The following is a 24636-nucleotide window of genomic DNA, read 5'->3' as shown; positions in this document are numbered from 1 at the left end:
GCCTGCTGGGGCTGCATCGGGACGTGACCACGGACACGTGTTACGCCGGTGTCGGTGATCGTCGGGGCCGCCTGGAGCACCCAGGTCGTGGCCGCCAGCAGCTGGCTGGTGCAGGTTCTGCCCTGCCCTGCCCGGCGCGGACGGGGGCGGATGGCCTCGGCGAGGCCGGTATGGCGGTCGCCGCCGCGAGCGGAGGACTCGCGGCAGGTCCGGTCCTGGTATTCGGTGGTTCGCCGGCCCTCTTCGCGGTGGTGCTCGCCGTCACGGTGCTCGGGGCCTCGTGGCCGGCCGGGGGGCGCGGAGCGCTGCCGGGCCGAGGACGGTGGGCACACGGACGGCCGGTAAGGCAGTCGAACAACGCCCGGATCGATCAACGCGCAACCGATAGTTGCGCGATCTCTCTGGACGGCGCTAACCTCACCCGCAACCAAATATTGCAGGAGGATGGTAATGGAGCTCGGCACCCTCACCCGAGAGGTCTACATCGAGGCAACGCCCGACGTCGTCTTCGAGGTGGTCAGCAGCCCGGAGCACGTGAAGCAGTGGTGGCCGGACGACGCCCGGTACGAGCCGGTGCCCGGCGCGGAGGGCGAGATCGTGTTCGGCGACCCGGCTGCCGGCGGCACGGTGGTGTCGTTCAGCGTCGTCGAGGTGCAGCCGCCGCGGACGTTCTCCTTCCGCTGGACCCACCCGGCCGGGGCAGCGGCGGTGCACGGCAACTCGCTGCTGGTCACCTTCGACCTGACTCCCTCGGGCAGCGGGACGCTGCTGAGGATGACCGAGACCGGCTTCCGCGAGCAGGGCTGGGAGGCCGCCGTCCTCGAGGAGCGGTACCGGGAGCACACCACCGGGTGGGACTTCTTCCTGCCGCGGCTGGTGTCCTACGCGGCGGACCTCGGGGCCCGGCGGTGAGCGGCACCCCGGCCCGGCAGGTCGACGACGACCTGTGGTCGGCGATCGGTGACCCGACCCGGCGCCGCATGCTCGACCTGCTGCTCCAGGACGGCGACGGCACCGCGACCACCCTGGGCCAGCGGCTGCCCGTGAGCCGCCAGGCGGTGGCCAAGCACCTCGGCGTGCTCGACCGGGCCGGGCTGGTGCGGGGGATGCCGCAGGGCCGGGAGAAGCGCTACCGGGTCGACGAGGCCCAGCTCGCGCGGGCGATCGCCGACCTGTCGTCGGTCGGTTCGGCATGGGACGCACGGCTGCAGCGCATCAAGCGCATCGCCGAGACGATCCAGCGCACCAGGCAGGCCTGAGCTCACCGGAGCGGTCAGGTCGAGGGGGCGGCCCCTCAACGCGGAGACAGGTCCTGCCCCCGCGCGGTTCCACGAGCACAGAGGGAGAACGAGGCAATGGTGGACATCCTGCACCGGGTGGGGATCGAGAACTCCGCGCCCGAGAAGGTGTACGACGCGCTGACCACGGTCGAGGGGCTGGCCGGGTGGTGGACCGACGACGTCACGGGCGACCCCGACGTCGGCGGGGTGCTGGAGTTCCGGTTTCCGCCCGGCGGTTTCGACATGAAGGTTCTCGACCGGCGGCCGGGCGAGCGGGTCACGTGGGAGGTGGTCGCCGGCCCGGCGGAGTGGGTGGGGACGACCGTCGACTGGCAGCTGCGCCGCGACGGCGACTACACGGTCGTGCTGTTCGAGCACCAGGGCTGGGCGGAGCCGGTGGAGTTCATGCACCACTGCAGCACGAAGTGGGCCACCTACCTGATGAGCCTGAAGCAGCTGGTCGAGACCGGGGAGGGTGCGCCGTCGCCCAAGGACGTGCACATCGCCTACCCCGACTGATCCCGACGTCCGGCCCGCGACGCCGAGCAGCACCGGCGGAGCGGGCCGGTCGCCGCTCGGCACGACGTTCCGGTGCCAGCACGTGCGGCACGGTGAGTCCTTGACGGCGTGGTGGCACGGGGGCCTACTGAGGGCCTGTTCTCGGGAGGCACCATGGTTCTCCGCAACAGGACCGCGCAGTCGAACGGCGTCAGGGAACGGGCGCAGTTGCCTCCGTCGCTGGACGACCTGATCAGGGCCTACACGCAGGACCAGAGATCGGGTTCCGAGCCCTACGAACAGGTCAAGCTGGAGTACCAGCGGGAGAACGGGAAGATCAAGGACGAGTTCTACGCCCGGAACATCAGGAACACCGGTGCCGTCCTGATCCAGCCGCCCGGGTTCATGGCTGGGCCCCGTGGCGTGCGCAGGATCCGGGTGCGCTACGACAACGCCATCACGGCGGGTGTCCAACCCTCCTTCGAGGCGGCGCTGTGGCGGGCGCGGGCCCTCGAACGCGAGTCCGGACTCGTGCTCGGCGGCCGTTCGCGCAAGGTCCTCACCGAGATGATCTTCGTGATCATCGCGTACCTGTTGGGGGTCCTGGACTCCCTGAAGGCCACGGGCAATCTGGGTGCGCCCGGGGATCGCGAGCGCATCCAGGCGGCCCTCGACGCGGTGAAGGACGAACTGGAACGGCTCGATGCCTTCCGCCGGTCCGCGGCGCGCAAGGCGTCGCTGCGCTGGTACCTGGTCGGGCTGCCGATAGGCGGTGCCGTCATCGTCGCGATGACGTGGTCGGCGCGAAGGCTCGAACTGATCGGCACTCCGCCCACGCTCATGCAGATATGTCTCGCCTGCGGAGGCATCGGCGCCATCGTGAGCGTGATGGTGCGCATCACCCGGGGGCAGAACCTCGTCATCGACAGCGAGCAGGGTCATGCCGTCACGCTGCTGGCCGGGGCATTCCGGCCCTTGATCGGCGCGGTCTTCGGCGCGGCCCTCTACGTCTTCATGGAGGGGGGACTCCTGCCGATCGCCCGGCCCGGCGAGGCCGACGTCGAGGGCTACTTCTTCGCGAGCGTCGCCTTCCTCGCGGGGTTCAGCGAGCGCTGGGCGCAGGACACGATCGTCCGCAGCGTCCCGACGCTGCCGTCGATCGGGAAGGAAGGGAGCACGCCGCTGCCGCAACACCCCCGGCCTCGGCCACGCGGTAGCCGTCGGCGAGGGCGCGGCGGACCGGGACGGGACGAGACGCGCGAGGTCTTCACAGGCGACGGAGCGGCACGCGTCAGCGCGCCCCACTCGTCCGCCGACGAGGGGGTGCCTGGACGCACCGGCTAGTGGCTGCACTCCGGCGGCCCCCGCCACCGGCTCAGCGGTCCGGGTCACCGGGCCGGACCAGCCCGTTCTCGTAGCCGTAGACCACTGCCTGCACGCGGTCGCGCAGGTGCAGCTTCTGCAGCACCCGGCTCACGTGGCTCTTGGCCGTCTGCTCGGCGATGAACAGCGCCGCGGCGATCTCGGCGTTGGACCGGCCGGCCGCCATCAGCGTCAGCACCTCCCGCTCCCGCTCGGTCAGCCCGTTCAGCGCTGGGTCGGGCGGGCGGGCGGTGCTGCGGGCGTCGACGAACTGCTCGATCAGCCGGCGGGTCACCCCCGGCGCCAGGAGGGCCTCACCGGCGGCGACCACCCGGATCGCCCGCAGCACCTCCTCGGGTTCGCTGTCCTTGAGCAGGAAGCCGCCGGCTCCCGCCTGCAACGCGGCGTAGACGTAGTCGTCGAGGTCGAAGGTGGTCAGCACCACCACCTTCGGCCGGTGGCTGCCCGGCTGGTCCGCGGCCAGCATCCGCCGCGTCGCCTGCAGCCCGTCGAGCACGGGCATCCGCACATCCATCAGCACGACGTCGGGACGCAGGCTCCGGGCCGCCGCGAGCGCCCGTTCCCCGTTCTCCGCCTCGCCGACGACGGTCATGTCCTCCTGGGCGTCGACGACGGAGCGGATGCCCAGCCGGATCATCGACTGGTCGTCGACGACGAGCACGCGGATCACGGAGCAGCCCCTGGTCCGGCCGCCACGCCGTGGTCGGGCAGGTCGGTCGCGACGGGGACCTCCGCCGCCAGCGGCAGGTGGGCACCCACCTGCCATCCGCCACCGGGTACGGGACCCGCGCTCGACCAGCCCCCCAGCAGCGCTGCGCGTTCGCGGATGCCGATCAGCCCGTGTCGTGCCCGGGTGGTGTCACGGACGTCGAGGCCCGGACCGGGGGACGCGGACGGCGGGTTGCTGATCGACAGCTCGATCGCGCGGCCGTCCGGTGCGAGCCGGACGTCGACGGTCGCCGGCGCACCCGGGGCGTGCCGGACGACGTTGCTCAGCGCCTCCTGGATCACCCGGTACGCCGCCGCCTGCACGATCTCCGGGACCTCCCGGACCGCCAGCGCCGGGTCCACCGTCAGCCGGGCCGCCGTTCCACCGCGCGCCGTTCCGGCGACCAGCTCGGGCAGGTCGGCCAGTGTCGGGGTCGGCGTGACCGGGGCGTTCGCCCCGTCGTCCCGCAGCACGCCGAGCAGCTGGCGCATCTCCGCCATGGCCGCCTTGGCGGAGCCGGCGATCTGCTGCAGCTCGGCGGCGGCCCCGGAGCTGAGGTCGGGGAGCCGGAAGCGGGCGGTCGTGGCCTGCATGTGCACGACCGACATCGTGTGCGCCACGACGTCGTGCAGCTCCCGCGCGATCCGGGTGCGCTCCTCGACCAGCGCCCGGCGGGCCTGCTCGACCGCCACGTCGCGCTGGGCCGCCGACAGCTCGCCGGCCAGCCGGGACCGCTGCTGCCACACCGACCCGGCCACCAGCACGAGCAGAGAGCTGGCCGCGTAGACCGCGACGGTGATGTCACCGGCGGTCTCGCTGCCCCATTCGCCCACCTGGACGGCCATCAGGCAGGCGACGCCTCCGAGCGAGGCGCCCCAGACCAGGGCGGCCGGCCGCCAGCCGCGGGAGACCGCCAGCAGCCCGACGTGCGCCACGAGCAGCAGGACACCCGGGACCGTGAGCGGCCAGGCATGCCCGTCCACGGGGTCGACCACCAGGGCGGTGGCCGCCGCCGCCACGAACTGGACGGCGGTGGCGAGCAGTGGACGGCGCAACGCCAGCGGGAGCGCGAGGCCCTGCAGCAGGCCGAGCGGTATCCCCGCGCCGAGCGCCAGGCCGTAGGTACCCGTCGTGGTCGGTACCTGCAGGAGGACCAGCAGGATCCCGGCGATCGCCGTGCCCGCCGTCCAGGACCACGCCGGGGCACGGCCGACCGGCCGGGTCACCGCCATCCGTCCTCCACCTGCCGATCCTCCGCCGTCCGGACGGGCACCGGCCCCGCCGGCGATCCCCTTCCGCGGGCTCTCCTGCATGCACGCTAGAGCGTCGCGGCGGGACCGTCGTCCCTCTCCCGAGCGGGGGACCCCCCTACCGCGGTACGGGGTCCCGCCCCTGGTGCAGCCACCCCGGAGGCATGCCGAACAGCTCCGCAGGCCGACGACCACGGCGTCCTCGCCGTCCTAGCTTCTCCTCGCCGCCGGACGGTCCGGCGGTTGATCCGCCCCGTCGCCCGGGGCGGGTCGGGAGGGAGCAGCGACCAGGTGCAGCCCTATCTCGTCCTCGCGGTGCTGATGCTGCTGGAGGGACCGGCCACCACGGTGGCGGCCGGTTCGATGGTCGGCGCCGGTGTGCTGGCGCTGCTGCCCGTGTGGCTGCTGGCAGTCTCCGCCGACGTCGTCGGCGACAGCTTGCTGTTCGCCCTCGGCCGGTGCGGCGGGCATCGGCGCGTGTCCCCGCTGCTCGCCCGGCTCGGCGTCTCCGGACCCCGCGCAGCGCGGCTCCGGAAGGACGTCGGGCGTCACCTTCCGCGGGTCGTCATCGGCGCCAAGCTCGTCGACATCGGCGCCGTCCCGGCGTTCCTGGCCGCCGGTCTGGCCGGCGTCCCCTACCGCCGCTTCGTCGGCTGGGTCGCGTTCACCAGCTCCGCGCGAGCGGCCGTGCTGGTCGCCCTCGGCCTGCTGGCGGGTCCGCACATCGCGGGGATCACCAGCTCGCCCTGGGCCTTCGTCGCGCTCAGCGCGGCCCTGGGTGCCGGTGTGCTCGCCGTCTCGCTCGTCGCCAAGAGGTTGTTCTCCCTACGGACTCGAGGAGTTCCCCAGTGAAGATCCTGATCGCCGCCGACACCTATGCGCCCGACGTCAACGGCGCGTCCTACTTCGCCCAGCGGCTGGCCGCAGGCCTGGCCACCGAGCACGAGGTGCACGTGCTCGCCCCCTCCCAGAGCCATCACAGCAACTCCGCGCAGGCCACCGGAGGCGTCACCGAGCACCGGGTGCGTTCCGTGCCGGTGCTGCTCCGCCGCGGCTTCCGGATCTGCCCGCCCGCCGGGCTGCACCGCCGCGTGCGAGCGGTGCTCCGGACGGTGCGACCGGACGTGGTGCACATCCAGAGCCACTTCCTGGTGGGACGGGCGGTGCTCCGTGCGGCGCGCGCACTGGGCATCCCCGTGGTCGCCACCAACCACTTCATGCCGGAGAACCTGCTGCACTACGTGCCCGGTGGCGCCGCCGTCCGGCGCCGGGCGCACGCCTGGGCGTGGCGGGACGCCGCCCGGGTGCTCGCCCTCGCCGACGTGGTCACCAGCCCCACGCCGTTCGCCGCGGCCCTGGCGGAGTCGGCCGGGGTGCCCGGGCCCGTGCTGCCCATCTCCTGCGGGCTGGACCTGGATCGGTTCTCCCCAGAGCGGGACGGCGCCCGGTTCCGCCGGTCGCGCGGCCTGCCGTCGGTTCCCGTCCTGGCCTACGTCGGCCGGCTGGACCCGGAGAAGAACGTGCACGAGCTCATCGAGGCGCTCGCCCTGGTCCGGGCGCGGTGGGACCTCCACCTGCTCGTCGTCGGGGACGGGCAGGAACGCGGGCGGCTCGAGGCCCTGGCCGCAGCGCGGGGCGTGAGGGGTGCGGTGACGTTCACCGGCGTCCTGAGCGACGCCGAGCTGCCGGAGGCCTACGCGGCCGCGGACCTCTTCGGCATGGCCGGCACCGCGGAGCTGCAGAGCCTGGTGACCCTGGAGGCGATGGCCACCGGGCTGCCGGTGCTGGGCGTCGACGCCGGCGCGCTACCGCAGCTGGTGCACCACGGGCGGACCGGCTGGCTCTACCGGCACGGTGACGTCGAGGAGCTCGCCGGGCGGCTGACCGCCCTGCTGGACGACCCGGCGTCCGCCCGGCGGATGGGCCGGCGCGCCCGGGCCGTCGCCGCGGAGCATGACCTGGGCGCCACGCTCAGCGCGTTCGTCGGCCTCTACGACGCCTGCCTCCGCTCCCGTTCGGCCGACCGGCCCCGCCGCGACGTCCTGGTGCCGACATGACCGCGCTCTCGGCGCCACCGCGACCCGGGGCGGCGACGGCCGTCGCAGCGGAGGTCCGCCCGGTCGCGGGAACCGGCAGCCGGTCCGCGCCGTGGTTCCCGGTCGTCCTGCTCGGCGTGGCCGTCGCAGTCCTGGCCGGGATCGGCACCGACGTCGTCGGCGACAACACCCTCGACAGCATGCTCAGCGACGCCGTGCACCGGCCCGCCGGCGGCTGGTGGCTGGCGGGCTGCATCGTGGGGGTGGAGATCGCGGCGGCCGGTACGGCCCTCGGCGTGCACCGAGGCATGGCGGCCGGTGCCCGGCGGACCGCGGTGCTCGGACTGCTGGCGCTGTGGTCGGTCGGCCTCGCCGCGGTGGCCGCGTTCCCCACCGACCTGCCCGGGCTCGACACGACGGCGTGGGGACGGGTGCACCAGGTGGCGGCCGCCGTGGCGATGGTGGTGCCGTCGGTCGTCGGGCTCCTGGTCGCGGCGGCCTGTTCACTCCCGGCTCGCCGCGCCCTGCGCGGGGCGGCGGTCGGCCTCGGCGGGCTGGGCGCGTCCTTCCTGGCCCTGCACGTGCCCGTCGTGTCCACGGGCGCCGATCCGGTGCCGGGCATCGGGCTGGTCGAGCGGCTGCTGCTGGCCGGCACGGCGGCCACGGCGGTGCTCGTCGCCGCGGGCCTGGCCGGTGCCGAGGCTTCGCCGCCCGCTGCCGAGGGAGGTCTCCGGTGACCTGGCTGACCGACCTGCTGGAGGCCACCCTGACCTCTCCGTGGGTCTACCTGGCGATCTTCGCCCTGGTCGCCCTCGACGCCGTCCTGCCGCTGCTGCCGAGCGAGACACTCGTGATCAGCGCCAGCGTCTTCGCGTTCACCACGGGCACCCCGCTGCTCTTCCTGGTGTTCCTCGCGACCGTGCTGGGTGCGTTCGTGGGCGACCACCTGGCCTACGGCGCCGGCCGGTGGCTGCTCGGCCGCCGGCTCGGCGCCCGGCCCGGGCGGCTGGCGGGCGTGCGACGCGCACTGGACCGGCGTGGCGGGCAGCTGATCGTGTCCGCCCGTTTCATCCCGGGCGGCCGGACGGCGGTGACGACGGCCAGCGGCGCCCTGGGGTATCCGCCGGCCCGTTTCGCGGCGGCGACCGCGATCGCCGCCGTGCTGTGGACCGCGATGTGCGTGCTGCTCGGCTTCCTCGGCTCGGCGGCGTTCGCACACGACCCGTTGCTCGGCGTGCTCGTCGGCGTAGGGCTGGCCGCGCTCATCACCGTCGTGGTCGAGCTCGTGCGCTGGCTGCGCCGACGACTCCCACTCGTCCACGACGGCAGCTCCGGCGATGCCCGAGTCCAGGACTTCGTGCGCACCTGTCCCGGGACATCGTCCGCACCCTGACTCGAGGGCCGGGCGACGGGAATGCCGGAGCTGGTCGACACCGCAGTTCCAGGTCACGACGTGGAGCGGGTGACCGGGATCGAACCGGCATGGCCAGCTTGGAAGGCTGGGGCTCTACCATTGAGCTACACCCGCGGAGCAGCCGCCCGCCGGTCGAGACCGGTGGGCCGGAGTCCGCGTCGAGGGTAGCGCCTCCCCGGAACACCGACCGCGCCACGTCGCCGTCCGCGCCGGCGATCTCCTCCTTCCGGCTGATCAACAACACCGTCCCGGGCTCGTACGGTGACCGGCGTGAACGCCCTGCTGCGCTCGGTCTGGCACGAGCCGAGACCACCCGGCCCGCCGGCTCGCGCCTGGCCGGACTGGGCCCTCGTCGGCCTCGCCCTGGTCGCGACCGTGCTGGAGGGCGTCCTCCGCCCCGACCTGCCGTTCCGCTGGCTGCAGGTCGCCGTGCTCTCCGCCCTGGTGCCGCTGCTGCCGTGGCGCCGGACGCACCCGCTGCTCGTCCTCGTCGGCTGGTTCCTCGCCCTCGACGTGCTCGCACTCGTCACCGGGGACGGCGACGGCCTCTACTCGGCGGTCGTCGGGCTGGTCCTGCCGTACGCACTGGTGCGCTGGGGGTCCGGGCGCGAGGCGCTCGCCGGGCTGGCGTTCGTGCTGGTCAGCGCCGTCGGCTTGATGCTCGTGGGCCCGACGTCCGCCACCGACGCGATCGGCGGCGTCGCCGTCCTCGCCTCGGCCCTGGCCCTCGGCTCGGCGGCCCGATACCGGGCGCGCGCCCGGGCCCGGGAGCTCGACCAGGTGGCCGCCCGGGAGCGGGCGGATCTCGCCCGCGACCTGCATGACACCGTCGCCCACCACGTCTCGGCCATCGCCATCCGCGCGCAGGCGGGCCTCGCCACCGCCGCCGTGCGGCCCGAGGCCGCCACGGAGGCGCTGCGGCTGATCGAGGCGGAGGCCTCCAGCACGCTGGCCGAGATGCGCAGCATGGTGCGGACGCTGCGCCGCGACGGGCCCGCGGAACTCGCGCCCACGCCCGGGCTCGCCGACCTCCGCCGGCTGGCCGGTGACGACGGGCTGGCGGTCGACGTCGGGATCACCGGCGACGTGGACGCGGTCCCGCCGTCCGTGGCAGCCGCGGTCTACCGGCTGGCGCAGGAGTCGGTCACCAACGCGCGCCGGCACGCGCGGCGGGCCACCCGGGTCGACGTCCGGCTCGTCGTGGACGATGCCTCCGTGCAGCTCCGGGTCACCGACGACGGCGAGGGCGCGCCGGCCCGGCGCGACGCCGGCTTCGGCCTGCCCGGCATGGCCGAGCGGGCCGCCCTCCTCGGCGGCACCTTCGACGCCGGCCCCGGCCCCGAGGGCGGCTGGACGGTCACCGCCGTGCTGCCCCGCCGGGGACCCGCGTGACGGTGCGCGTCCTGGTCGCCGACGACCAGGAGATCGTGCGCACCGGGCTGCGGATGATCCTCGACGCCCAGCCCGGCGTCGAGGTGGTCGGCGAGGCCGCCGACGGCGAGCAGGCCGTGCGCCTCGCCCGCAAGCTGCGCCCCGACGTCTGCCTGCTCGACATCCGCATGCCCGGCACTGACGGCCTCGAGGCCACCCGCCGGCTCGCCGGGCCGGGTGTCGCCGACCCGGTCGCGGTCGTCGTCATCACCACCTTCGACCTCGACGAGTACGTCTACGCCGCGCTGCGCGCGGGGGCCCGGGGCTTCCTGCTCAAGGACGCCGGCCCCGACCTGCTCGCCCAGGCGGTGCACGCCGCCGCCCGCGGCGACGCGCTCATCGCCCCCAGCGTCACCGCGCGGCTGCTCGACGCCTTCGCCGGCACCGGCCCCGCGAGTCCACCCGCACAGCCGGTCGCCCCGCTGACAGACCGCGAGGAGGACGTCCTTGCCGCGGTCGCCCGCGGCCGCTCGAACGACGAGGTCGCCCGCGAGCTGCACATCACGCTGAGCACGGTGAAGACGCACGTCGCCAGCCTCATGGCCAAGATCGGCGTCCGGAACCGGGTCGAGCTGGCCATCTGGGCCTACGAGACCCGCCGGGTGACGCCCGGCCGGTGACCGGCTCATACCTTCGGACGACGCCGGGTCCGCACCTTCGCCCGATGACCGCGAGCCGGCCGCTCCCGACGATTGCTGCATGACCTCTGCAGCGCCGCCGACGTCCCGCCCCCGGCTGCGGTGGCTGGTGCCCGCCGCCCTGATCGCCCTGGCCCTCGTGCCGCTCGCGGCCGGCGCCGCGCGCCTCGTGGAGCTCTCCGGGGGTGCGGCCGTCCTGCCCGAGGCGCCGCGGTCGGCGGCCGTGCCCCTGCCGCTGGTCGTGCACATCGTCAGCGCGCTGGTGTTCACCGTGGTGGGTGCCTTCCAGTTCGTGCCCGGCACCCGCGGGCGGCGGCCACGCTGGCACCGCGTCACCGGGCGGATCGCCGCTCCCGCGGGCCTGGTGACCGCGCTCAGCGGGCTGTGGCTGACCATCGCCATCACCGGCGCGGACGGCGGCCTGCTGACGCTGTTCCGGGCGGCGGCGGGGATCGGCATGGCCGGCTCCCTCGCCCTGGGCGTCATCGCCGTCCTCCGCCGGGACCTCGCGCGGCACCGCGCCTGGATGCTGCGCGGCTACGCGCTGGGCATCGCGGCGGGCACCCAGGTGTTCACCGCCGGCGCCTGGCTGGCGGTCGTCGGGGAGATCAGCGCCGCCAGCGAGGCCTGGCCCATGGGGGCGGGCTGGCTGATCAACCTCGCGGTCGCCGAGTGGCTGATCCGCCGTCCGTCGGGCCGGCGCCGCACGCCCCCCGGCTCGCGCACGGCCCCGGTCCAGCCGGTCGGGTGACCAGCGGGCTCAGCCGTCTCCGCGGTCCCCGACGGGGTCGACGTCCCCGGTCAGCAGGCGGAGCCGCTCGACCTCGGCCCGCACCGCGGCCAGTTCGCCGGCCGACCGCAGCAGGTACGTGAGCGCGCCCGCGCTGTCCGCCCGCGCCGCGCGCGCGAGGCTGTCGAGCAGCTCCTGCAGCGCCCCTCCCCGCTCACCGTGGTGCACCAGCCGGGCGACGTCGTTCACCGTGCTCGCACGTCCTGGACCAACAGCGGCAGCTCGCGCACCGTGTAGCCGAGCAGGACCGCCAGGTCGAAGGGGAGGCGCACCAGCGCCACGGCCGCCGGTAGGACTCCGAACTGCGGCGGAGGCGGGGGAGTGGCCGGGCCGAGGTCGTCGTCGTCGATCTCCACCACGAGGCCTCCGTCCGTGGGGCACGCGCCGACCGTCCGGGAGGACGGGTGCGCGCCCTCCCGGCAGGCTAACGGCCGGTGACGCCGCCCGCGGATCGAGCGGATACCGGTTCAGGACTGCGGAGCGAGTGCTTCGACGGCCGGCAGGAAGACCTGCCCGCGGTGCAGGTCACCGCGGGCCGGACTTGTCGTCAGCTGCACCAGGAGCAGGCCGTCCGGCCCGTCGGCGAGCGCCAGCTCGACCTGCTGGCCGAGGTCGTCCAACTGGTACAGCTGCCAGGTGAACGCCGCGGTCGTCAGCTCGCCCACCGGCTGAGGTGGCTCGGGTAGGCCCAGCTGCGTGCCGACCTGCTGGAGCAGCTGCTCGGCGGTGGCGCCGGGCACGACCTGCTGGATCAGCGTCACCAGGGCAGACTCCTGCCACACGCCGGGGACCACCTCGGTCCAGCCCTCCGGCCGCAGCCCGCTGAGGCCGAGTTCCTCGCTCTCGAACGACGTCATCTCGACCTGGACGTCCTCCGCCGTGAAGGCCGGCGGCTCCACCTCGTCCACGCAGCCGGTCTCCGGCTCACTGCGAGGGTCGTCCAGGAAGTCCTCGGCGATCCGGACGGCGCAGTCGCGGCTCGGCAGGACGCCGTGCCCGGTGGACGGGAACCGGACGAGGTAGCTGTTCGGCAGCTGCTCGGCGAGCTCCTCGCCCCAACTCGGTGGCGTGATCGGGTCCAGCTCGCCGGCCAGCACCAGCGCGGGGATCTCGCTCGTCACCGGGTCGTTCGCGCCGTCGCCGGGCTCGCCGGCGTCCCACGAGTCGCACACGTCGAAGACGCCGGGGCCCAGGGTCGGCGCGCCCTCGAAGAAACCCTGGACCAGCGGATGCTCCGCGGCGGCTGCGGCCACCTCCTCCTGGGAGCCGAACGCGACCTCCTCCTCGCACTGCACGGCCAGCTGCTGCCCGATGCTGACCAGTTCCAGCTGCGCGGAGAGCGCCCCGAGGAGCAGGCCGACGGTGCCGAACTCGCCGTCGTCCGCGGCGGCGATGACCTCCGGGAGGTGCGCGATCAGCTCCGTGGAGTACAGCGTCTGGAACAGGAAGCCGACGAGCGAGTCCCCGTCCAACTGGTCCTCCACGCGCTGCCCGTTCGTCGGGTCGACGACGGTGATCGGTGCCGGCGAGGCGTTCAGCTCGTCGACCAGATTGCTGAACCGCTGCTCGAGGTCGGGGTACTCGGCGGCGCAGGCGGGATCCTCGGCGCAGGTCGCGAACAGCGCCGCCATGGCCCGGACGGCATTGCCCGGCGTCTCCTCGTAGAGGTCGGCGTCGACCGGGTAGGCGGAGTCGAGCACCACCGACCGGATGCCGTCGGGGTGGTCCCGCATGGCGGCCTGCGCCAGCCGGGTGCCGTAGGAGACGCCGTAGAGGTTCCACTCGTCGTAGCCGAGGGCCACCCGCAGGTCCTCGAGGTCGGCCGCCGAGGCGGCGCTGTCGTAGTCGGCGAAGTCGACGCCCTCGTCGACCAGGCGCTGCCGGCACTCGTCCAGCGACTGCACCGCCTGGGCCGCCAGCTCCTCCGGGGAGACGTCGGAGCCCAGCGACTCCCGCACCCACGAGGTGTACTCGTCGCAGGCCAGTGACGGCTCGGTCAGCCCGGTGCCCCGCTGGTCGACGAGCACGAGGTCCCGGTGGGCGGTGAGCGGCTCGTAGAGCTGGCCGAACCCCTGCGGCACGAGCTCCAGCGTGCTCCCGCCCGGTCCTCCCGACAGGTAGACGACGGGATCCTCCGCCGGGCTGTCGGCGTCGCTCCGGATGATGCCGAAGGCCAGCTGGATCTCGCCGGCACCGGGATCGTCGCGGTCGGCCGGGACCGGCAGCGTGCCGCACTCGATCTCCACACCCGCCGGCACGTCGAAGTCGCACGCCCCCAGCTCCACGCCGCCGGCGGTGGGTGCCGGGGAGGTGTCGTCCCCGTCGGTGCCCGTGCAGGCCGCCAGACCCAGTAGGGGAACGAGGACGAACGCTGCTCGACGACCGGCCATGGCCGGAGGAACGGCTTCCGGGCCCCGGTGGTTCCGCGGCATCCCTCCACAGCCGGCGCGATCGCCGTTAGCGTGCCTGAGGTGACCGATCCGACCTGGCTGGACGCCACCGCGCAGGCCGAGCTGGTCCAGACGGGAGAGTGCTCTCCGGCCGAACTGGTCGAGGCGGCGATCGAGCGGATCGAGCGGGTGAACCCCCAGCTGGACGCGGTCATCCGCGACCGGTTCGACGCCGCCCGCGCCGAGGCGGCCGGCGACCTCCCGGACGGTCCGTTCCGCGGTGTGCCGCTGCTCCTGAAGGACCTCGGCTGCCACGTCGCCGGTGAGGCCACGAACTACGGCACCTCGTTCCTCCGGGACGCCGGGCACCGGTGGTCGGTCGACAGCCACCTCGCCCAGCGCTTACGAGCGGCCGGTTTCGTCGTCCTCGGCCGGACGAACGTGCCGGAGTTCGGCACGACCATTACCACCGAGCCGGCCGCCCATCCGCCGGCCCGGAATCCCTACGACACGACCCGTTCGACCGGGGGCTCCAGCGGAGGCTCCGCGGCCGCGGTCGCCGCCGGACTCGTGCCGCTCGCGCACGCCAACGACGGGGGCGGGTCGATCCGCATCCCCGCCGCCGAGTGCGGGCTGGTCGGGCTCAAGCCCACCCGCGCCAGGGTCAGCCAAGGCCCCGAGGTGGGGGAGAGCTGGGCCGGCGCGACCATCGACGGCGTCGTCACCCGCACGGTGCGCGACACCGCCGCCGTCCTCGACGTCATCAGCGGACCCATGCCCGGTGACCCGTACGTCGCGCCGCCGCTGCCCCGGCCGCTCGCGCAGGAGGTCGGCGCTCCCGTGGGCCGGCTGCGCGTCGGCCTGCTGGACGCCGAGCCGGGGGAGCAGTACCTCGACGACCCGTCCTGCCGGGCGGCCGTGGAGCGCGCCGGCCGGCTGCTGGCCGACCTCGGCTGCGACGTCGGGCCGGGCACGCCCGGTGCGATGTTCGATCCGCGGTTCCCGCGCTTCTTCACCACGACCATCGCCGCCGACGTGGCGCTGACCCTCTCCGCGCTGGAGCGGTCGCTGGGCCGATCGGTGGAGGACGGAGAGCTGGAGCCGCGCAACGTCTTCTACCGCGCCGTGGGCCGGAGGCTCTCCGCCGAGGAGTACCTGGGCGCCCGCCAGTGGCTCGGGTCGTGGACCCGGCGGATGGCGGAGTTCTGGGCGCCGGGGGAGCAGGGTGGGCAGGGGTTCGACCTGCTCGTCACCCCGACGATCGCCGCGCCGCCGCCGCAGCTCGGCTGGATGACCGCCGCCGGGCCGAAGGAGGAGGGCCGGCGGATCAACAGCCTCATGCCGTACACCGCCCAGTTCAACGTCACCGGCCAGCCGGCGATCAGCCTGCCGCTGCACTGGACCGACGAGGGGCTGCCCGTCGGCGTCCAGCTGGTCGCGGCGTACGGCCGGGAGGACGTGCTGGTGCGCGTGGCCGCCGCGCTGGAGGAGGCGGCGCCCTGGGCCGGCCGCCGTCCGGCGGTGTCCGCATGAACGTCGCCCGGCCGGCCGCCGCGGTGCCCCGGCGTCCGCGGGCGTCCGTCGCGGGGGAGGGGTGCGCCTAGACTCGGGCGGCCACGGGGTGTGGCGCAGCTTGGTAGCGCACCTGCTTTGGGAGCAGGGGGCCGCAGGTTCAAATCCTGTCACCCCGACCAGGTCCTGCTGCAGGTCCACATCCCGTCACCCCGACCAGGTCCTGCTGCAGGTCCACATCCCGTCACCCCGACCAGCTCGTGCCGGTGTCACGGCACCGCCATCCCCAACCTGCTCACGCGTCTCTAGACTCGTGGGCAGTTCGGCGTCCGCGTGCCTGCGGAGCGCCCGATCCCCCTGCTGTCTGTATCGAGGAGCACTGCCGCTGTGAAGAGCACCATCGAGGAACTGGGCCCCACGCGGGTCCGGATGGCGATCGAGGTGCCCTGGGGGGACCTGGACCACGCCTTCGGTGAGGTCTACAAGGAGCTGGGCAAGCAGGTCCGCGTGCCCGGGTTCCGCCCCGGCAAGGTGCCCAACCGCGTCCTCGACCAGCGCATCGGCCGCCCCGTCGTCCTCGAGCAGGTCGTGCAGCACGCGATCCCGGAGGTCTACTCCGAGGTCATCCGCGAGAACCAGGTGCGCGTGCTCGGCCAGCCCGAGATCGAGGTCACCCGCCTCGACGACAACGACACCCTCGCCTTCACCGCCGAGGTCGACGTCGCCCCGCAGCTGGAGCTGCCCGGGCTGGACGACCTCGCCGTGACCGTCGACGACGTCGAGGTCACCGACGAGGAGATCGACCAGCAGGTCTCGGTCATGCGTGAGCGCTTCTCCATGCTGACCGGCGTCGAGCGCGCCGCGCAGGACGGCGACTTCGTCTCCATCGACCTCGAGGCCAAGCTGAACGGCGAGGTGCTCGAGGACGGCTCGACGACGGGCATGTCCTACGAGGTCGGCTCCGGCAACCTCATGGAGGGCCTCGACGACGCCGTCCGCGGGCTGTCCGCCGACGAGAGCAAGAGCTTCCAGACCGCGCTGCTGTCCGGCCCCAACGCCGGCGAGCAGGCCGACGTCACCGTCACCGTCCGCTCGGTGAAGGAGAAGGAGCTGCCGGAGCTGGACGACGACTTCGCCTCCACCGCCAGCGAGTTCGACACGCTGGAGGAGCTCCGCGAGGACGTCCGCACCCGCGTGGCCCGCACGAAGGTGATCCAGCAGGGCGCCCAGGCGCGCGACAAGCTGGTCGAGCACCTGCTCGAGACCGTCGAGGTGCCGATCCCGGAGAACCTCGTCCAGCGCGAGGTCGAGTGGCGCAGCCAGGCCCTCGAGCGGGAGCTGCTCCAGGCCGGCATGGACTGGGACGCGTTCCTGCAGATGTCCGGCATCGAGAGCCGCGAGGCCTACGACACCGACCAGAAGAAGACCGTCGAGGAAGCCGTCAAGACGCAGTTCATCCTCGACGCGATCGCCGACGCCCGTGAGGTCACCGTCGACAACGACGACCTGTCGGCGCAGATCGTGGCCCAGGCGCAGCGCAACCGGATGAGCCCGGAGCAGTACGCCCAGCAGCTCCAGCAGAGCGGCAACATCGCCGAGTTCGTCGCCGACGTCCGCCGCACCAAGACCCTGGCGCAGCTGCTCGAGCAGACCACGATCACCGACGAGTCGGGCAACACCGTCGACCTCGAGGCCCTCCGCCCGAAGACGGTCCAGGCCCCCGCCGAGGACGCCGGCTCCGAGGACGCCGGCTCCGAGGACGCGCCGGCCGCGGACGAGGACCTGGGCGTCAAGGCCGTCGCCACCGAGGCCGCCGAAGGGGCGACCGAGGACACCGAGGACGTCACCAAGGCGTAACCCGCACGACCAGCACCACCCCGACGACGCCGTTCCGCCCCCTCCGGGCGGGGCGGCGTCGTCGCGTTCGGCGACGAGACGCTGCGCCGACGGCGAACACCGCCCGCACCGGGACTGTCCCGTCGCAGGTGCGGGTTAGGGTCGACAGGACTCAGGCGATCGCCGGGGGGCCCGCCTCCCGGCGGGCCGTTCCGGGCCCGTACCACCCGAGACCACCTACCACCGAGATCCACCTGCCACGACGTCCAACGGAGGTCACCGCACCCGTGAGCACCACCGACCCGAACCTGGCGAGCGCACCGATGATGCGCGGTGCCGGCGGAATGATGAACCTGGGCGACTCGGTCTACGAGCGCCTGCTGCGCGAGCGGATCATCTTCCTCGGCACCCAGGTCGACGACGTCATCGCCAACCAGCTCGCCGCGCAGATGCTCCTGCTGTCGGCCGAGGACCCCAAGCGCGACATCCACCTGTACATCAACTCGCCCGGCGGCTCCGTCAGCGCCGGCATGGCCATCTACGACACGATGCAGTTCATCGACTGCGACGTCGCCACCTACGGGATGGGCCTGGCCGCGTCGATGGGCCAGTTCCTGCTGACGGCGGGCACCAAGGGCAAGCGCTACGCCCTGCCGCACGCGCGGATCATGATGCACCAGCCGTCCGCCGGCGTCGGCGGCACCGCAGCCGACATCGCCATCCAGGCCGACCTGTTCCGCCGCACCAAGCGCGAGCTGAACGAGCTGCAGTCGTTCCACACCGGTCAGACGATCGAGCGGATCAACGAGGACTCCGACCGCGACCGCTGGTTCACCGCGCAGGAGGCCCTCGAGTACGGCTTCGTCGATCACGTGGTGAGCAAGGCGGCCATGACCGACAGCGCCAACCCGGTCTCCGACAACTGAGCGTGCGAGGACACCAGACGATGAGCTTCGAGATGCCCTCCAGCCGCTACATCCTGCCCTCCTTCGTGGAGCGCACGAGCTACGGCATGAAGGAGTCCAACCCCTACAACAAGCTCTTCGAGGAACGGATCATCTTCCTCGGGGTGCAGATCGACGACGCGTCGGCGAACGACGTGATGGCCCAGCTCATCACGCTCGAGTCGGCCGACCCGGACCGCGACATCACCATCTACATCAACTCGCCCGGTGGCTCGTTCACCTCGCTGATGGCCATCTACGACACGATGATGTTCGTCCGGCCCGACATCCAGACCGTGGTCATGGGCCAGGCCGCCTCGGCCGCCGCCGTGCTGCTCGCGGCCGGGACGCCGGGCAAGCGCCTGGCGCTGCCGTACTCCCGCGTGCTCATCCACCAGCCCTCGGGCGAGGCCGGTGGCCAGGTCACCGACCTGGAGATCCACGCCGCCGAGATCGAGCGGGTGCGGGTGCAGATGGAGGAGATCCTGGCCCGGCACACCGGCCGGAGCCAGGAGCAGGTCCGCACCGACATCGACCGCGACAAGATCCTGACGGCCACCCAGGCCAAGGAGTACGGGATCGTCGACCAGGTGATCCAGAGCCGCAAGCTCAACGCCCTCCAGTCCTGACCGATCGGTACGGGCCGGAGACGCGCGTGACGCGTGTTCGGCCCGTACCGTCGGGGGTCTGAGAGCACGGCGGAACGAGTGGGACGGCCGGGGCGGAACCGGGTGAGTCATTGCCCGACCCCGTCCACGGCGGCAGGTACGTTCGGCGAACACCCGATCCCCGGCCGGAAGCGCCGGGAGGGAGCCTCGCGGGACAGCCTGTCGGCGAGGTCGAATGCACGGGGTAGCACGCAAGACAAGTCCAACCCGCGGGTACCTGACACCAGGACCGGCGACTGTCGAGGTGGAGGTCAGCAGGTGGCACGAATCGGTGAGAGCGGTGATCTGCTCAAGTGCTCGTTCTGCGGCAAGAGCCAGAAGCAGGTCAAGAAGCTCATCGCTGGCCCCGGGGTCTACATCTGCGACGAGTGCATCGATCTCTGCAACGAGATCATCGAGGAGGAGCTCTCGGAGTCGTCGGACCTGAAGTTCGACGAGCTGCCGAAGCCCAAGGAGATCCACGACTTCCTCGACCAGTACGTCATCGGCCAGGACAAGGCCAAGCGGACCCTCTCGGTCGCGGTCTACAACCACTACAAGCGGATCCAGGCCGGCGGTGACCGCGCCTCCCGCGAGGACGCCGTCGAGCTGGCCAAGTCCAACATCCTGCTGATCGGCCCCACCGGCTGCGGCAAGACGCACCTGGCGCAGACCCTGGCCCGGATGCTCAACGTGCCGTTCGCCATCGCCGACGCCACGGCGCTCACCGAGGCCGGCTACGTGGGTGAGGACGTCGAGAACATCCTCCTCAAGCTGATCCAGGCCGCCGACTACGACGTGAAGCGCGCCGAGACCGGCATCATCTACATCGACGAGGTCGACAAGATCGCCCGCAAGAGCGAGAACCCGTCGATCACCCGCGACGTCTCCGGCGAGGGCGTGCAGCAGGCGCTGCTGAAGATCCTCGAGGGGACGACGGCGTCGGTGCCTCCGCAGGGCGGCCGCAAGCACCCGCACCAGGAGTTCATCCAGATCGACACGACGAACGTGCTGTTCATCGTGGGCGGTGCCTTCGCCGGCCTGGAGCAGGTCATCGAGGCCCGCGCCGGCAAGCAGGGCATCGGCTTCGCCGGCGAGATCCGCGGGAAGCAGGAGATCGAGGACGCCAACGCGTTCGCCGAGGTCATGCCCGAGGACCTGCTGAAGTTCGGGATGATCCCGGAGTTCATCGGCCGGCTCCCGGTCATCACCAGCGTGCGCAAGCTGGACCGCCAGGCGCTGATCAACATCCTGACCCAGCCGAAGAACGCCCTGGTGCGCCAGTACCGGAAGCTGTTCGAGCTCGACGGCGTGGAGCTGGAGTTCACCGACGACGCGCTCGAGGCCGTCGCCGACCAGGCGATCCTCCGCGGCACCGGCGCCCGCGGGCTCCGCGCGATCATGGAGGAGGTGCTCCAGTCGGTCATGTACGACATCCCCAGCCGTGAGGACGTCGCCTCCGTCGTCGTCACCAAGGAGGTCGTGCTGGAGCACGTCAACCCGACGATCGTGCCGCGCAAGCCCTCCCGCGCCCCCCGCGAGAAGTCCGCCTAAGCAGCAGCTAGAACCAGAGAGGCCCAGAACCCGCGCGGTTCTGGGCCTCTCTGGTTCAGCGGCTCGCCATCCGGCCGAGGATCACGGCTTCGATCTCCCGCCGGCAGCCCAGGGGATCGCTCATGAGGCGCGCATAGCTGAACCGCAGCACCACCCAGCCGAGTGCGGCCAGGGCAGTGTCCCGCCGCAGATCGCGCTCGCGTGCCTCCCGGCTGCCGTGGAACGCGGCGCCGTCGAGCTCGACCGCCACACGAGCAGGAGGCCAGGCGGCGTCCAGCCGAACCCACCGCCCGTTGCCCAGGCGGACGGCGTGCTGCAGGGAGGGCGCGGGAACCCGAGGCGGTCCCGGGAGGACGGCGGTCACGCCCCAGATCTCCAGCTCGCTCTCGCACCCGCTCTCGACCAGGTCGAGCAGTCGGAAGAGGTCTGCCCGTCCGGCGTGCTTCCTGCAGGCGTCGGCCTCCAGCCGAAGCGTGGGAACGGTGAGCCGCCTCGACCGCACGGTCTCGATGACCGCCTGACGGGCCGCGGCCCGCGCTCCGGGCGGGTGCTGCCCTCGTCGCGTGCGGTGGGCCCAGTCCCACGAGTCGACCAGGCTGCGGGGGAGGGCGGTGACCGGGATGCCCCGGATGCGGGTCGTGGGGAGCGGTAGCGTCGTTCGGTGAACCACCACGCCCCCGGTCCGGCGGGGGTACCGGTCGGCCGGCACGGTGACGTGCAGCTGCGGGGTCCACGACGGCGTGGCGTCCCACAACGCCAGGGCCGACAGGTGGCTCAACGGGCCCTTCGCCCATAGTGCGGCGCCGCGGGCCCGAGCCAGGGGGTCGTCGACCGCCCCCGGGAGCATGACCACGCCCGGGTGCACGTGGACGAGGTCACCGGCGGCGGTCCACCGCGCAACCGAGCTGCTGCTGGTGGCGAGAGTCAGCTCGATGCGTGTGGTGACGCCATGCGGCAAGAGCTGGGCGAGGTCGCGCATGACCGGAGATGCTGGTCGAACCGTGGGCGCCGCCGCAGAGGCCCTGTGGACGAGGCGAGCAATGAACCACTCGGCTTCGAAATGACTGCGCTATCGGGCTCCACTGGTTCAATGCCGCGATCCGGCGGGCGGGCTAGCGTGCCGGCCATGACCACGCGGTACGTCGCGCTGCTCCGGGCGATCAACCTGGGTGCCACCCGGCGGGTGCCGATGCCCCGGCTGCGCGAGGCGCTCACCGCTCGCGGCTTCGGCGCCGTCCGCACCCACCTCGGCAGCGGCAACGTCCTGCTCGACAGCCTGCTCCCGGAGGCGGAGCTCGCCGCCGAGCTCACCAGGGCGATCGACGACGAGTTCGCCATCGACGTCCCCGTCGTGGTGCGGACGGCGGACGAGCTGGCCGACGTGGTGGCCGCCGATCCGCTCGGTCACGTCGCGACCAACCCGGCGCGCTACTCGGTCACCTTCTACGCCGAGCCGCTGGACCCCGAGCGCGTGGCGGCACTCCCGCCTGCTGACGGCTGGGAGTACGTGCCGCGCGGCCGCGAGGTCTACATCTGGCTGCCCGACGGCCTGCAGAGCGACCGCAGGACCGAGCGCGCCTGGACCCAGCTGCTGGGCGTCGGCACCAACCGGAACTGGAACACGGTCCGGAAGCTGGCGGAGCTCACCCGCTGACCGGGTGAGGGCGCGCTCTCGATCGGGAACACGCCCTCACCCGGTCAGCCCTCCGGCGTCGGGGCCAGCACCACGTCGACGGTGAGCGGGCCCTCGCCCGGGCGCACCATCAGCGTCTGGATCCGGCCGGCGTCGATCAGGTCCGGCTGGATGGCCTCCACCAGGGGCACCTGGTCGGGGCTGGCGGTGACGGTCGCGGACTCGACGTCGGCGCGCATCGACTGCTTGGCGTCGGACTTCGCCTTGCGCACCGCGGCCAGCGCCGCCGCGGCCACCGTCACCACGGCCGGGTCTCCGTCGGCCGGGAGCTCCGTGGCGGCCGGCCACGGCGCGCGGTGCACCGAGCCCGTCTGCCACCACGACCAGACCTCCTCGGTCACGAAGGGCAGCACCGGGGCGAACAGCCGCAGCTGCACCGACAGCGCGAGCGCCAGCGCCGCCTGCGCGGAGGCGGCGGCGTCGTCGGACCGGTAGGCGCGGGACTTCACCAGCTCCACGTAGTCGTCGCAGAACGACCAGAAGAACGTCTCGGTGACCTCGAGCGCGCGGGTGTAGTTGTAGGCGTCCATCGCCGCGGTCGCCTCGTCCACGACGGCGGCCAGCGCGGTGAGCAGCGCCCGGTCGATCGGCTCGGTGATCCGCTCGGCGGCCGACTCGAGCTCCACGTCCCCGGCGCCCAGCCCGAGCACGAACTTGCCCACGTTGAGGATCTTCATGGCCAGCCGGCGGCCGACCTTCATCTGCGCCTCGTCGAACGGCGAGTCGGCGCCCGGCCGGGCACCGGCCGCGCGCCAGCGCACCGCGTCGGTGCCGTAGCGCTCCAGCACGTCGATCGGCGTGGTCGCGTTGCCCTTGGACTTCGACATCTTCTTGCGGTCGGGGTCGACCACGAAGCCGGAGATGGTGGCGTGCGTCCAGGGCACCGTGCCGTGCTCGAAGTGCGCGCGGACGACGGTGGAGAACAGCCAGGTGCGGATGATGTCGTGCGCCTGTGGCCGCTGGTCCATCGGGAAGACCGCGGCGAACAGCTCCGGGTCGGTGTCCCACCCCGAGGCCACCTGCGGCGACAGCGACGACGTCGCCCAGGTGTCCATCACGTCGGGATCGGCGATGAAGCCGCCCGGCTTGCCGCGCTGCGACTCGTCGAAGCCCGGCGGCACGTCGGAGGACGGGTCGACCGGCAGGGACGCCTCGTCGGCGAGGATCGGCTCGTCGTGGACCGGCTCACCGGAGGCGTCCAGCCGGTACCAGACCGGGAACGGGACGCCGAAGAACCGCTGCCGGCTGATCAGCCAGTCGCCGTTGAGGCCCTCGACCCAGTTGTCGTAGCGGTGCCGCATGTGCTCGGGCACCCACTGGATCTCCTTGCCGCGGGCGACGAGCGCCTCGCGCAGGTCGGCGTCCCGGCCACCGTTGCGGACGTACCACTGCCGCGTGGTGACGATCTCCAGCGGGCGCTCGCCCTTCTCGAAGAACTTCACCGGGTGGGTGATCTGCTTCGGCTCGCCGTCGAGGTCGCCGGACTCGCGCAGCAACTCCACGATCCGCTGCTGGGCGCTGAACATCGTCTTGCCGGCCAGTTCGTCGTAGGGCTGCGCGGGCACGCCGGGCGGCGGGTCGGCGAGGATCCGGCCGTCCCAGCCGACGATCGCCCGGGTGGGCAGCTGCAGCTCGCGCCACCAGGTGACGTCGTTGAGGTCGCCGAAGGTGCAGATCATCGCGATGCCCGAGCCCTTGTCCGGCTCGGCCAGGCGGTGCGCGACCACCGGCACCTCGACGTCGAACAGCGGCGTCCGCACCGTCGTGCCGAACAGCGGCTCGTACCGGTCGTCGTCGGGGTGGGCGACCAGCGCGACGCAGGCCGGCAGCAACTCCGGCCGGGTGGTCTCGATGAACACCGGGCCCTCGGGGGAGGAGAAGGAGATCCGGTGGTAGGCGCCGGGCCGCTCCCGGTCCTCCAGCTCGGCCTGGGCGACGGCGGTGCGGAAGGTGACGTCCCAGAGGGTCGGCGCCTCCTGCGCGTAGGCCTCGCCGCGGGCCAGGTTGCGCAGGAACATCCGCTGCGCCGTCGCCCGCGAGGTCTCGGAGATCGTCCGGTAGACGTTGGCGAAGTTGACCGAGAGCCCGACGCGGCGCCAGAGCTTCTCGTACTCGGCCTCGTCCTCCTCCGTCAGCTGCATGCACAGCTCGACGAAGTTGCGCCGGGAGATCGGCAGCTGGTTCTTCTCCGGCTTGGCCGGCGGCTCGAACGACGGGTCGTAGGGCAGCGCCGGGTCGCAGCGGACGCCGTAGTAGTTCTGCACGCGGCGCTCGGTCGGCAGGCCGTTGTCGTCCCAGCCCATCGGGTAGTAGACGTGCTTGCCGAGCATCCGCTGGTAGCGGGCGACGATGTCGGTGTGGGTGTAGCTGAAGACGTGCCCCACGTGCAGCGAGCCGCTCGCGGTCGGCGGCGGGGTGTCGATCGAGTAGATCCGCTCCCGGGGCGCCTGCAGCGCGGCGTCGCGGTCGAAGCCGTAGGTGTCCTCGGCCGCCCAGCGGGCGACCCACTTCTCCTCGAGGCCGTCGATCGTCGGCTTCTCGGGTACGCCACCGCCAGCTCCCGGGGCCGTGGCGTCCGGGGTGCGAATGTCGGTGGTCATGCCCCTCATCGTAGGGAGTGACCGGTCGGCG

The 24636-nt window shown here is 72.9% G+C and carries 24 protein-coding genes and 2 tRNA genes; 18 read left to right on the top strand and 8 right to left on the bottom strand.

Translation table 11 applies throughout. From position 1 onward, the window contains the following. Positions 1-450: 450 nt before the first annotated feature. The 4 genes from BD833_RS11315 (at position 451) to BD833_RS11300 (ending at position 3122) form a co-directional block, all read left to right on the top strand. On the top strand, positions 451-912 hold the full coding sequence (locus BD833_RS11315) for an SRPBCC family protein (protein WP_166533234.1): 462 nt from the start codon (positions 451-453) through the stop codon (positions 910-912). Continuing rightward, complete coding sequence (locus BD833_RS11310; RefSeq protein WP_166533233.1) at positions 909-1259, top strand: ArsR/SmtB family transcription factor; 351 nt, start codon at positions 909-911, stop codon at positions 1257-1259. The genes BD833_RS11315 and BD833_RS11310 overlap by 4 nt, the downstream gene beginning before the upstream one ends. Before the next feature lie 99 nt (positions 1260-1358). Further along, positions 1359-1799, top strand: a complete 441-nt coding sequence (locus BD833_RS11305; protein ID WP_208092596.1) for an SRPBCC family protein — start codon at positions 1359-1361, stop codon at positions 1797-1799. Between the two features lie 153 nt (positions 1800-1952). Further along, positions 1953-3122 carry a hypothetical protein gene (locus tag BD833_RS11300; RefSeq protein ID WP_166533231.1) on the top strand — a complete coding sequence of 390 codons (1170 nt, stop codon included), beginning with the start codon at positions 1953-1955 and terminating at the stop codon, positions 3120-3122. Between the two features lie 31 nt (positions 3123-3153). Here the strand turns inward: BD833_RS11300 and BD833_RS11295 are convergent, their stop codons facing one another. Further along, positions 3154-3831 carry a response regulator gene (locus BD833_RS11295; RefSeq protein ID WP_166533230.1) on the bottom strand — a complete coding sequence of 226 codons (678 nt, stop codon included), beginning with the start codon at positions 3829-3831 and terminating at the stop codon, positions 3154-3156. After that, positions 3828-5102 (bottom strand): sensor histidine kinase, encoded by a 1275-nt coding sequence (locus BD833_RS11290; RefSeq protein WP_166533229.1) that lies wholly within the window; start codon positions 5100-5102, stop codon positions 3828-3830. The genes BD833_RS11295 and BD833_RS11290 overlap by 4 nt, the downstream gene beginning before the upstream one ends. Positions 5103-5363: 261 nt before the next feature. Between BD833_RS11290 and BD833_RS11285 the strand changes: the two genes are divergently transcribed. The 4 genes from BD833_RS11285 to BD833_RS11270 are packed head-to-tail and all read left to right on the top strand — an operon-like array spanning position 5364 to position 8549. Next, a complete protein-coding gene (locus BD833_RS11285; protein ID WP_208092594.1) occupies positions 5364-5972 on the top strand; it encodes a DedA family protein in 609 nt (202 codons plus the stop codon). Then, positions 5969-7177: a glycosyltransferase gene (locus BD833_RS11280; protein WP_166533228.1), complete on the top strand. Its 1209-nt coding sequence runs from the start codon at positions 5969-5971 to the stop codon at positions 7175-7177. Before BD833_RS11285 ends, BD833_RS11280 begins: the two co-directional genes overlap by 4 nt. Continuing rightward, positions 7174-7893, top strand: a complete 720-nt coding sequence (locus BD833_RS11275) for a DUF998 domain-containing protein (protein WP_166533227.1) — start codon at positions 7174-7176, stop codon at positions 7891-7893. The genes BD833_RS11280 and BD833_RS11275 overlap by 4 nt, the downstream gene beginning before the upstream one ends. Then, on the top strand, positions 7890-8549 hold the full coding sequence (locus tag BD833_RS11270) for a DedA family protein (protein ID WP_208092593.1): 660 nt from the start codon (positions 7890-7892) through the stop codon (positions 8547-8549). The genes BD833_RS11275 and BD833_RS11270 overlap by 4 nt, the downstream gene beginning before the upstream one ends. 61 nt (positions 8550-8610) lie before the next feature. Here the strand turns inward: BD833_RS11270 and BD833_RS11265 are convergent. Continuing rightward, positions 8611-8684, bottom strand: a tRNA-Gly gene (locus tag BD833_RS11265). A gap of 156 nt (positions 8685-8840) precedes the next feature. Between BD833_RS11265 and BD833_RS11260 the strand changes: the two genes are divergently transcribed. From BD833_RS11260 to BD833_RS11250, 3 genes are all read left to right on the top strand, one after another. Next, a complete protein-coding gene (locus tag BD833_RS11260; RefSeq protein WP_166533226.1) occupies positions 8841-9962 on the top strand; it encodes a sensor histidine kinase in 1122 nt (373 codons plus the stop codon). After that, positions 9959-10621 (top strand): response regulator, encoded by a 663-nt coding sequence (locus BD833_RS11255; RefSeq protein ID WP_166533225.1) that lies wholly within the window; start codon positions 9959-9961, stop codon positions 10619-10621. The genes BD833_RS11260 and BD833_RS11255 overlap by 4 nt, the downstream gene beginning before the upstream one ends. A gap of 79 nt (positions 10622-10700) precedes the next feature. Beyond that, complete coding sequence (locus tag BD833_RS11250; protein ID WP_166533224.1) at positions 10701-11390, top strand: DUF2306 domain-containing protein; 690 nt, start codon at positions 10701-10703, stop codon at positions 11388-11390. 9 nt (positions 11391-11399) lie between these two features. Here BD833_RS11250 and BD833_RS11245 read toward each other — a convergent pair whose 3' ends face one another. The 3 genes from BD833_RS11245 to BD833_RS11235 form a co-directional block, all read right to left on the bottom strand. Continuing rightward, positions 11400-11618 (bottom strand): hypothetical protein, encoded by a 219-nt coding sequence (locus BD833_RS11245; protein WP_166533223.1) that lies wholly within the window; start codon positions 11616-11618, stop codon positions 11400-11402. Then, positions 11615-11788 (bottom strand): hypothetical protein, encoded by a 174-nt coding sequence (locus BD833_RS11240; protein WP_166533222.1) that lies wholly within the window; start codon positions 11786-11788, stop codon positions 11615-11617. The genes BD833_RS11245 and BD833_RS11240 overlap by 4 nt, the downstream gene beginning before the upstream one ends. Before the next feature lie 108 nt (positions 11789-11896). Beyond that, positions 11897-13819 carry an alpha/beta hydrolase gene (locus tag BD833_RS11235; RefSeq protein ID WP_166533221.1) on the bottom strand — a complete coding sequence of 641 codons (1923 nt, stop codon included), beginning with the start codon at positions 13817-13819 and terminating at the stop codon, positions 11897-11899. An 81-nt stretch (positions 13820-13900) separates the two neighbouring features. Between BD833_RS11235 and BD833_RS11230 the strand changes: the two genes are divergently transcribed. The 6 genes from BD833_RS11230 (at position 13901) to clpX (ending at position 20312) form a co-directional block, all read left to right on the top strand. Further along, on the top strand, positions 13901-15352 hold the full coding sequence (locus BD833_RS11230) for an amidase (protein ID WP_208092592.1): 1452 nt from the start codon (positions 13901-13903) through the stop codon (positions 15350-15352). An 84-nt stretch (positions 15353-15436) separates the two neighbouring features. Further along, positions 15437-15513, top strand: a tRNA-Pro gene (locus BD833_RS11225). Between the two features lie 205 nt (positions 15514-15718). Then, positions 15719-17188 (top strand): trigger factor, encoded by a 1470-nt coding sequence (gene tig / locus BD833_RS11220; RefSeq protein WP_166533219.1) that lies wholly within the window; start codon positions 15719-15721, stop codon positions 17186-17188. A 266-nt stretch (positions 17189-17454) separates the two neighbouring features. Then, complete coding sequence (locus BD833_RS11215; RefSeq protein WP_424945169.1) at positions 17455-18093, top strand: ATP-dependent Clp protease proteolytic subunit; 639 nt, start codon at positions 17455-17457, stop codon at positions 18091-18093. Positions 18094-18113: 20 nt separating this feature from the next. Next, complete coding sequence (locus BD833_RS11210) at positions 18114-18740, top strand: ATP-dependent Clp protease proteolytic subunit (RefSeq protein ID WP_166533218.1); 627 nt, start codon at positions 18114-18116, stop codon at positions 18738-18740. 297 nt (positions 18741-19037) lie between these two features. Then, entirely contained in the window at positions 19038-20312 is a 1275-nt protein-coding gene (gene clpX, locus BD833_RS11205) for an ATP-dependent Clp protease ATP-binding subunit ClpX (protein WP_166533217.1), read from the top strand. A gap of 55 nt (positions 20313-20367) precedes the next feature. Here the strand turns inward: clpX and BD833_RS11200 are convergent, their stop codons facing one another. Beyond that, positions 20368-21291: a DUF559 domain-containing protein gene (locus BD833_RS11200; RefSeq protein ID WP_166533216.1), complete on the bottom strand. Its 924-nt coding sequence runs from the start codon at positions 21289-21291 to the stop codon at positions 20368-20370. Between the two features lie 147 nt (positions 21292-21438). On the opposite strand from BD833_RS11200, the gene BD833_RS11195 reads away from it, so the two are divergent. Continuing rightward, positions 21439-21966: a DUF1697 domain-containing protein gene (locus BD833_RS11195; protein WP_166533215.1), complete on the top strand. Its 528-nt coding sequence runs from the start codon at positions 21439-21441 to the stop codon at positions 21964-21966. A gap of 44 nt (positions 21967-22010) precedes the next feature. On the opposite strand, the gene valS is transcribed toward BD833_RS11195, so the two are convergent. Next, the gene (gene valS / locus BD833_RS11190; RefSeq protein WP_166533214.1) at positions 22011-24605 is read right to left on the bottom strand and encodes a valine--tRNA ligase; all 2595 of its coding nucleotides are present in this window, start codon (positions 24603-24605) and stop codon (positions 22011-22013) included. Between the last annotated feature and the right edge of the window lie 31 nt (positions 24606-24636).

The sequence above is a fragment of the Blastococcus xanthinilyticus genome, from assembly GCF_008124835.1.
In the GTDB taxonomy this organism is placed as follows: domain Bacteria; phylum Actinomycetota; class Actinomycetes; order Mycobacteriales; family Geodermatophilaceae; genus Blastococcus; species Blastococcus xanthinilyticus.
Note: the sequence above shows the minus strand (reverse complement) of the source record. Positions and strands in the feature narration are given on the sequence as shown.